Below are 8,664 nucleotides of genomic sequence, written 5' to 3'. Positions count from 1 at the left end.
ACAGTACCGGAAAAGACAGGAAAAATCCCTAGGCGTAACAAGCAGCAAAACGAATTTATATTATTGAATTGTAAGAGCCCTTACTGGATTCGTCCGGTAGGGGCTTTCTTATTTCTAGCTCAATGAAATAAAGGAGTTTCTATGAACCAAGCCAAAAACAGCAGGAAGAATGCAGGAGTTGATACATCTAAAACCACGCCAGAAGACAATCCATTCTCTGCCATTCTCAAAACAGGTGGAGCACCCAAACTAGGTGCAAAGGCCCAAGGAAAAGTCCTCTATGAAATTGCTCAACATAATGAGGACAAGCAGCTCTATTTTCGAATTGCCGGACAAAGTGGCGGGGCAGGATTGCACTCAAAACGCTGGGTTCCACTTAACGAACTATTCCAGTTGATCGAATCTCAAGGTGATAACCCGTGGAAAAGTCAGGTCTATAAATCCCTATATCCTTCAGGTTCAGCCAATAACCAAGGTTTTTGCGCCTCAATAGTTAGAGACTTAGGTCTAGCCCAAAAGTCCGAATCATCAATTTATCTTCACGTACTAGGCGACGAATACCAACAGCTAAAAGCAGAGTTGTTAGCGTTCGCAGACAAGAAAACAAAATAACCCTTCCATTTATCGTCGCTGACGTCGTACCGACGACGCCGACAGCAATCCATATCAAATTCTTCAATCAGTAAATCTAATAAGGAAATGTAGTAATGAAAAAACTACTAATCAGTGCGTTAGTTCTAGCTAGCTTCGGTGCATCAGCAGGTCTATTTAGTTCGGATACAGATGATGCAATCGAGACAATTAAAGAAGGTAGCCCAGATGGTTGCCCTTACGTAATAGGGGACATGATCGACTCGGCATTCACCAATGAAACATGGAAATCAGGTAAAACCAAATCGGGGCGAATCTTCGTTGATATTGAAGGTGATGTGAATTTCCGCAATCAAGAGCAGAAAGCATTTATGCAATTCGAAGTTGATGGGGATGAGTTCTGGCTCAATACATTGAAGCTAAATAACCAGTACCAAAGTCAAATGATGACTCGTAGCTTCGCAAATCATCTATGCGATTCAGTTAAGTAAGCTGGGGTATTAAATCGTTAAGGGTGATATCGAGAAGTATTGCCCTTTTTTACATCCCAGAAGGAGCAAACATGCAAAGCAAAACCTTTTCACAATCATCATCCCAATCCAAAAAGAACACAGGTATTCGTGCGGCTAAAGTCGGTGCTGCTATTGGTGCTAGGTATGGTCCATATGGGGTATTAATCGGTGGTCTAGCTGGTTTCGTAATTGGTGTCGTCGCCGACGAGGTTATAGATGATTGACGGACAAGTTAGGTGAGCAGGGGGATAACCTCTGCTTTTTTTGTTGTCGCCGACGTCGGTTCGTAATGCGTCGACGACGCTAATTTATTGCTTTATTGAATAATTCCAACTTGTACAATACATACACCCTACGTCAATACATCAGAGTGAGGAGTACTGATGGCTGAATATTTTAAGATTGCTGAGGATGATCCTGACTTAGAAGTTTTTGAGCGGTTAATTGCTGATTACCACCCTTGGTACCGACGCTTTAAGAAAAAAGCTGAAAACAGACCAAGCTACAAACACAAGAACTTTTCATATAGAGCATTCGAGCAAGGACCTCTTCCGGGCAATGATGATCCTTATTGTCCGTTTGCATTTAGTTTTTTTAATAAAGCTCATTTGCGTAATTACTTGTATGACTGTCATATCTTTCTGCAAAAGCCGTATGGTAGGAAGCAAGAGAAAGGGATACAAAAGCTGAAAGATAGCTTTGAACTTCTAGCTAGTGATGAAAACTCGGAAGCGATACGCTCATTAAAGCTCATCACAGAATCAGCCTGTGCCATTTGGTCTGGGTTGATTCGGGATTATGTCGTAGAGAATAGGGACTATGTTAATGAGGAACTTCAAGCTTGGATTGTCGCTAAGTGTCAAAAAGTTAGTGATAGTCTTTGGGAACTGGCGCAATCAGATGAATTTGATGTTGGTGAGCTGAAGGCATTCGATACAGATGCTAGGTACGCGTTACTCGCTAAGCTATTGCTTCAGGAGTATCAGCGTCTGCTCAATGTGCGTGTTCCTGGATTTACGAAACTTTGGTTTCGAGAAATGACCAAAATGAGGCGGGCTGAAACTAAGAAAAAAGTAAAGCTTCTCATCCCTAAAGGATATGAGAAAAAATATTCTCGATACATTGATGTTGTACTGGCACACCACCTAGTCAAAAAACTAAGTTTAAAGCCGGAAATGCCCTCGGCTCCGAATGATTTCATATTCAAGGAAATCAGCAAAAATAAATTCGCTAAATCACGAGATCTTAGAGCTCAATACCGTTGGTTGTTTATTAAAGCATGGCTGTACTCTTATCTTACAAACTACAACTTAACGTTATCGGAAGTAGCAAAGCAAATATCTTTGGATGATTACTTTTTCTACATGTCTGACATGCCCAAGCTGGAAGACTTCAATAAGCAAGTACATAAGGAAGAGATTCAACAAGCACGATTTCTCGATCTCAAAAACAACTTCTCTGCATGGAAGAACGATAAGTCCAAAGATGGCTATATTCACAGTCAAATCCTAGCTAGCAGTAAAGACCAAGCTTAACAATAACCTCGTTCAATCCACTCAAGGAGAAGCAGCAATGCTTCTCCTTTTTTTTGTCTCTCAACAAACCCGAGCGCAAATGACAGCCCATTTTTCGAGAAAAGTATTTAATAGGTCTCGTTGGTGTTCGGTAAAGCAGCATAAAGAGAGATTCAACAAATCTAGGCGCAAATGACAGCCGAATACCAATCAATTTTATACATTGGCGAAACAGCGGGAAGGCTTCTGTAGCAAGGGGTGAGACAAATCTAAGCGCGTATGACAGCCAGTGAAAACCAAGTTCTATAAAGTACAGACATGGCAACGAGGTATCGAATTGGAAGCGAAGGTGAAAGACAAACCTGAGCGCGTATGACAGCTATCAAACTCGGCTTCTTGTTTAATACAAAACACTCCCTGAGCAGTGGCTCAACGGGGGTGAATATAAGCCTTTAAACCATCGGAATTCAATCAAAAAATTCCGTAAATGCTCTTTAACAATCTGGAAAGTAACGCTCTACGACTTTTGAATGTTGATTTTGCAACTTAATGGGTAGCTGAATGGCTGCCTATTGCGATGCTGAATTAAACCGCATTAATTTCTATTGATAACTTAGGAGAGAATGATATGAGTCTATTTGAAAAACTAAATGCACAGGCTGAAAAAGTAGCTAACTTCAAAGCGCAGATTCCTAGTAACGCATTGTCGAACATGATGCCGTCAGATGGTGTGCCATTCATGGCTAAGTTTGAAGTGCAGAAGTTGCTTACGGTTGAGCGATACGATGACGAGACAGGATTTAAATCTACATATTATGTAGATGCAGATGTCGCGGAGTCCTTGCCGAAAAAAGAGGTCTCCCAAAAGGTGCTTCATGTTCTGCAAACGACTAAAAACGATATTCGCTTTGTTCTATTGAGTAGCAACCCTTCAAACTCTTGGAACCGCAGTAAATTAGATGCGGTGAAGGCGAGTGCTGAGGGGAAGGTTATCTCCGTAAAACGTAACAAAGAGGCTGGTGTCTATAGTTACTCGGTTGAGCATGATATCGCCCCATTCGATGTTGATATGTCTCTTGTAGCGAAAGCTTTTGATGAAACGTTTGGTGGAGAGTATCACATCGATTCCCTAGAACATCCTGTAGCTCAAGCGTTATTAGAAAATAAAGGTGAGTTCGTTGACGTCGTTGACGGAGATACTGAACAAAAGCAAGTGAATGACGACGCCGACGATGAAAGAGTGAGAGATCCTTCCGAAGATGGAATTTTCTCTGACGACCCAGAGCCGTTAGAAGAATTGGAGGAAATCGAAATTGAAGAGGAGATTGACCTTGATGATTTGGAGTTCGACGATATGGCAGCATGAATTGCAATAGCGCGTTATGGTCTAGGACCACATACCTATGCGCTGAATAAACAGTTACTTGTTCACTCAGCGCAAGGTTACCTACCTGATTATATCGCTCAAGAGGTTAAATCTGTTTCGAGCTTACCCCCTTTGGATGTTCAACGTCGTATTACGCGGCATATAGAGCATCTAAAAAGCAGAGAAGCGATTAGAGTAAATCGTACTGCAATGCTTAAGCGAATTGGTTCGTACTCACAGAAAAAATCGGGTACAAGCCAATTCGTAGCTAAGCAATATCAAGGAATTGTTAAAGCACTAAACACAGATTCTACCGGACATTGGTATCGTCCAGTCGTCTCGGCTTTTCATACTAAAACAGGTCGTGATCATGCTCTTGGTTCTTCTCTGAACCAAGTTCCTAAGCAGTACTGGAAGTCTGTACTAAGCCCACCTAAAGGCAGTGTTTATGCCCTTTTAGATTACCAGCAACAAGAACCTATGATTGCTGCTTATTTTGCGCAATGTCAGGTGTTCATGAATTGGTACCAAAAGGGGGACATATACAAAAATATCGTTCAGTTAGTTGGAGGCCAATTTAGCCGTGACCAGTGTAAGCAACTGCTCATTGGGCGCTTATATGGTATCGGTTATCGGACACTCGCTGAAAAGCTGGGTATTGCCTTGAGTCGAGTTAGAGCCCTGTCTAATGAGCTATCTCGCCTTGTTTACCCAATTGACCGCTATCTCGCTAAATCTGCCGATGTTATTCGGCATCAAGGTTTCGCTCGTTCCTTAGATTGGAAATACACCATTTCGGATTTGGACGGGCAACTCTCGCTAACTAATTGGAAGATTCAAGCAACAGGTGCCGACATTATGCGCCGAGCCTGTCTACGTCTTGATGATGCCAACATTCCACTTCTACTCACCAACCACGATTCGTTCTTGGTGAGGTTAGAACAAGCACAATTTCAAAACCAATTGGATGCGGCAACTCAGGCTCTCATCGACGCCGCCGCCGATGTTCTAAATGGTTTCCGTTTAAAAGTGGCAGTCGAAATGACGCTGCCATCCCAAGAAAAATAGTATTAAAGGAGATTTTTACAATGGCTGATAAAAATGTATTCGCAGAGTTTTTAGAGCAGTTTGGTCCTAGTGTTGTTAAGCAGGACGAGTCACGTACACCATATTTGATTGAGTATACCGGAGAGTCTAAGCAAGCTATCCCATTGGCTTCTGATAAGGGAGAGCAGATGCTGCGTAAGTTCGCTAAGCGAGTAGAACTAAGATTGGTTGGTAAAAACGTGAAAGATGCATTCGAGGAAGTCAAAGCTATCGCATGGGAGCATGAGCAGCCGTTGATTAAACCTCAAATTCGATATGGTATGGCTCCGGGAACTGAAACAGTGACCATTGATCTCTCGAACGGTCAGATTGCTCAACTTAGTGCTCAAGGTGTTGAAGTGTTGGATACAATGCCCGCTAGTAATGAGAATCTCTATTTTCAGCGACCGAGCTTTCAGCTGCCAATGGTTACGCCGAAGTTGCCTTGTAGTGATATGAAATCTGCTTTAAAGAAGCTCAGAAACTTTATTAATACTGACCAAGATACATTTCTTTTGTTGGTCGCGTACATGACGTACTTAATGGCTCATCCTAAGGCGAAAGGCGTCCCATACCCTATCTTGATGATTCAAGGTGAAAAGGGGGCGGGTAAAAGCTTCTTCTGTAATAACGTGCTTCGTGGCTTGTTAGATCCTAGTGCTGTCTCAGCGATGGCTTTTCCTAAGCAAAGTGACTTTGTTTTGACCATCAACGGCATGTCGCTAGTTGTCATTGATAACCTTAGAAGCTTAACCAAGCGTCAAAGTGATTTGCTTTGTACTGTAGCTACCAAGGGAACGATGACGAAGCGAACCCTGTACAAGACAGCAGAAGTGACGATGCTAGAGCTACATAGCCCACTGGTGCTAAATGGTATTCATGATTTTGTTAAAGAGTCCGACTTAGCTTCCCGTTGCCTCCGAGTCAACTTGGAACCGATGAACAAAGTCAATCGACGTCCTGAGCAAGAGCTGAAAGCTGAGTTAGAAGCATCTATGCCAGAGATACTCGGTGCCTTACTGACTCTTGCATCCAAAGCGTTGGCGGTATTGCCTGATGTTGAGGTGATGCACGAAGCGCGAATGATGGACTATGCCAAATGGATAGGAGCGCTAGAAAAAATCTGGAAACTCCCAGAGGGTAAGCTGCAAAAAGTGTACGCGAAGAATGTAGAGTCTTTGATGGCGTCGGGTATGGCAGATGATAGTCTAACGATTGCTTTTACGGCATTGCTTAAGAAAGCTGGAGGTAAGTCGTGGAAGGGCAAACCTTCCGAGCTTCTGAATAAGCTTCAAGAGTTTGAAGAAAGCATGTACCTACCAAAAGGCGCAGCTGCCTTGTCAGCAAAGATTAAGGGGCAAGAATCGAGCTTGAATGCCAATGGCATTTACTTCAAGTTTGGACGAGATGCAGAGCGTTACATTATGGTTTCAGATAAACCTTTGATTTAATCAACACATCCGGCATCGGTGGCTTTGGTCATCGGTGTCGGATTTTTTGTTTTAGTGCCGTCGTCGACGACAACAAAAGATATCTTTCTCTGGGTGTGGGAAACGGCCAAGATTGTCTTGTTACGAAGCTCAAATGTGCTTTGAATGACCTACAGATGTGACTGCTGTTGGTTTTTCTACTTAATAATTTCTTGAACCGACTTCAAGTTATTGACGATATTCAAATGTAGTAATACCATGTGCATGCAGGTGTTATTCGCCTGTTTGTTGTTCAAGTGATTTATGTTTGTTGATTTACACAGAAAGTCGATGCTCTCTAACAAGGGCGATCCGAAAGGATCATGACCGGACTCCTGGGGGTCTATGGGAACTTCCCCTGAACTCCGCCGCTGGCTCATTTATATTGGCCCACCAAGCGACAGTTGTCTGGCGAAAGGTTAGGAGTCAGCTCAATGGTCAATAAAATTATTTCTGTGGCTCTCTTCATTTTGGTCTGGCGAATTATTCACAGCCAACATAGGAGGCACACATGTCTAAGCGCAAGCTGAAACTCAAATGTAAACACGTTACAAAGAACACTGAATCGATGCTCGAAGCCGAGTACGAATCGGAAAAACAAGTTGACCAGAGCTCATGGAAATCTGGACTGGTATCAGACAGTTTACCCGTGATTGTTGCTGTAGTTACCTTCATTAAGGAGGTTATTGACTACTTCTAACAACTGACTCCTTTCTTTTTTTATAGGTTGTTTATGGATAAGCCCTATTACCCTCATGATGCAATAGCTTCTGTAGAAAAATTAGCCCTCACTTTAGGAATACATCCTAATCGTTTACTGTCTATCGCTGATAAAGCTGACGAATCTTATACCGAATACGAGTTGGTAGATAAAGATCGTACCGTTTTTGAACCTAAATACGAATTAAAGAAGATTCAGAAACGGATAAACTCTCGAATATTTGAGTTAGTTGAATTTCCTCTGTATTTGCAAGGTGGGATTCGAGCTAACGTAAAGAGAGATTATGTTGAAAATGCGAAGATACATGCCAATGCCACTACACTAATTAGTTTAGATATCAAGAAGTTCTATACCAATATAAAGGCAGATAAAGTATCAGCGATCTACAAATACTTTTTTAAATTTCCTGATGAAGTAGTTGATATTCTAACTAAATTAACAACTTATAAAGGGAAGGTTCCTCAAGGTGGGTGTACGTCTAGTTATTTAGCCAACTTAGTATTCTTTAATTCTGAGTATCGGCTAGTATCTGCTTTTCGCGGGAAAGGGATCAGTTACTCTAGGTTGTTAGATGACGTTACTCTTTCTTCCGCCAGCAATTTAGATAGTAGCGGTTGTACGGAAGCTATTCGAAAAGTTGTAGGAATGTTCACTGCACATGATTTAAAGCTCAACTCGAAAAAAACCAAAATAGAGTATCGTGGAAAAGCGGCTAAAGGCTTTGAGGTCACAGGTCTGTGGGTTGAGCATAAAAAGCCTAAGCTGCGCAGAAAAGAAAGAAGGTACGTACGGCAGCTGGTTTATAACTGTGAGTTAAAATACGAAAGTGATAAGACCACTCCGGAATATCATGAGTTGTGGAACAAAACATCGGGCAAAGTTGCAAAGCTGACTAGACTAGAGCATTCACAAGCTAAAGCATTGAGGAAGAGACTCAGGAATGTTCTGCCTGAATATGATGACTATACAGCTAATAAGCTTAAACATTTAGCTTATAGAGCCTTACAAGTTCCCAAGGAGCACCATCAGAAAATTGGTAGAGTAAATGATTTCAATAGACTAATTTTTAAGCTCGGTGTGCTCAGGCGTTCTCATCCAAGCTTGGCGAAGGTATTAATAAAAAAACTGAAAGTTCATTATAAAAATGTTCCAACGAAAAAGGAGTATTGGCTTGAGTAGTGATGAAATTATCCGTGAGTCAGGAGTGATTCATGCCTATGATGCCTTTAAAGGATATGGCTTCATCCGGCGAACTAAAGGAAAAGATGTCTTCTTTTTTTATGATGAGTTACCTGATGGATCTTCTGAGCCATCTGAAGGGGATATTGTCAGTTTTGAGATTGAAACTAGACCAAAAGGCCCACGAGCTAAAAATATTTTGGTGGAAGGTCATATAGCTTCCTGA

10 protein-coding genes are annotated in these 8,664 nt (G+C 41.9%); all 10 read left to right on the top strand.

Translation table 11 applies throughout. The features are described 5' to 3' along the window. The first annotated feature begins 141 nt into the window (after positions 1 to 141). The 10 genes from R7Z41_RS23360 to R7Z41_RS23315 all read left to right on the top strand — a co-directional run bounded on the left by R7Z41_RS23360 (position 142) and on the right by R7Z41_RS23315 (position 8,664). Positions 142 to 612, top strand: a complete 471-nt coding sequence (locus R7Z41_RS23360) for a hypothetical protein (RefSeq protein ID WP_318136430.1) — start codon at positions 142 to 144, stop codon at positions 610 to 612. 95 nt (positions 613 to 707) lie between these two features. Beyond that, positions 708 to 1,082 carry a hypothetical protein gene (locus R7Z41_RS23355; protein WP_203533686.1) on the top strand — a complete coding sequence of 125 codons (375 nt, stop codon included), beginning with the start codon at positions 708 to 710 and terminating at the stop codon, positions 1,080 to 1,082. A gap of 71 nt (positions 1,083 to 1,153) precedes the next feature. Continuing rightward, complete coding sequence (locus R7Z41_RS23350; protein WP_169052813.1) at positions 1,154 to 1,327, top strand: hypothetical protein; 174 nt, start codon at positions 1,154 to 1,156, stop codon at positions 1,325 to 1,327. A gap of 159 nt (positions 1,328 to 1,486) precedes the next feature. After that, positions 1,487 to 2,638: a hypothetical protein gene (locus R7Z41_RS23345; protein WP_318136429.1), complete on the top strand. Its 1,152-nt coding sequence runs from the start codon at positions 1,487 to 1,489 to the stop codon at positions 2,636 to 2,638. Positions 2,639 to 3,245: 607 nt separating this feature from the next. Then, complete coding sequence (locus tag R7Z41_RS23340) at positions 3,246 to 3,983, top strand: hypothetical protein (RefSeq protein ID WP_318136428.1); 738 nt, start codon at positions 3,246 to 3,248, stop codon at positions 3,981 to 3,983. A gap of 210 nt (positions 3,984 to 4,193) precedes the next feature. Next, on the top strand, positions 4,194 to 5,051 hold the full coding sequence (locus R7Z41_RS23335; RefSeq protein ID WP_318141607.1) for a DNA polymerase: 858 nt from the start codon (positions 4,194 to 4,196) through the stop codon (positions 5,049 to 5,051). A gap of 20 nt (positions 5,052 to 5,071) precedes the next feature. Continuing rightward, positions 5,072 to 6,520, top strand: a complete 1,449-nt coding sequence (locus tag R7Z41_RS23330; RefSeq protein ID WP_318136426.1) for an ATP-binding protein — start codon at positions 5,072 to 5,074, stop codon at positions 6,518 to 6,520. Positions 6,521 to 7,049: 529 nt separating this feature from the next. Beyond that, on the top strand, positions 7,050 to 7,238 hold the full coding sequence (locus R7Z41_RS23325; RefSeq protein WP_318136425.1) for a hypothetical protein: 189 nt from the start codon (positions 7,050 to 7,052) through the stop codon (positions 7,236 to 7,238). Positions 7,239 to 7,271: 33 nt separating this feature from the next. Next, the gene (locus tag R7Z41_RS23320; RefSeq protein ID WP_318136424.1) at positions 7,272 to 8,438 is read left to right on the top strand and encodes a reverse transcriptase family protein; all 1,167 of its coding nucleotides are present in this window, start codon (positions 7,272 to 7,274) and stop codon (positions 8,436 to 8,438) included. Beyond that, positions 8,431 to 8,664 carry a retron Se72 family effector protein gene (locus R7Z41_RS23315; RefSeq protein WP_228069292.1) on the top strand — a complete coding sequence of 78 codons (234 nt, stop codon included), beginning with the start codon at positions 8,431 to 8,433 and terminating at the stop codon, positions 8,662 to 8,664. The genes R7Z41_RS23320 and R7Z41_RS23315 overlap by 8 nt, the downstream gene beginning before the upstream one ends.

It is taken from the genome of Vibrio sp. 1457 (assembly GCF_033340195.1).
In the GTDB taxonomy this organism is placed as follows: Bacteria; Pseudomonadota; Gammaproteobacteria; order Enterobacterales; family Vibrionaceae; genus Vibrio; species Vibrio alginolyticus.
Note: the sequence above shows the minus strand (reverse complement) of the source record. Positions and strands in the feature narration are given on the sequence as shown.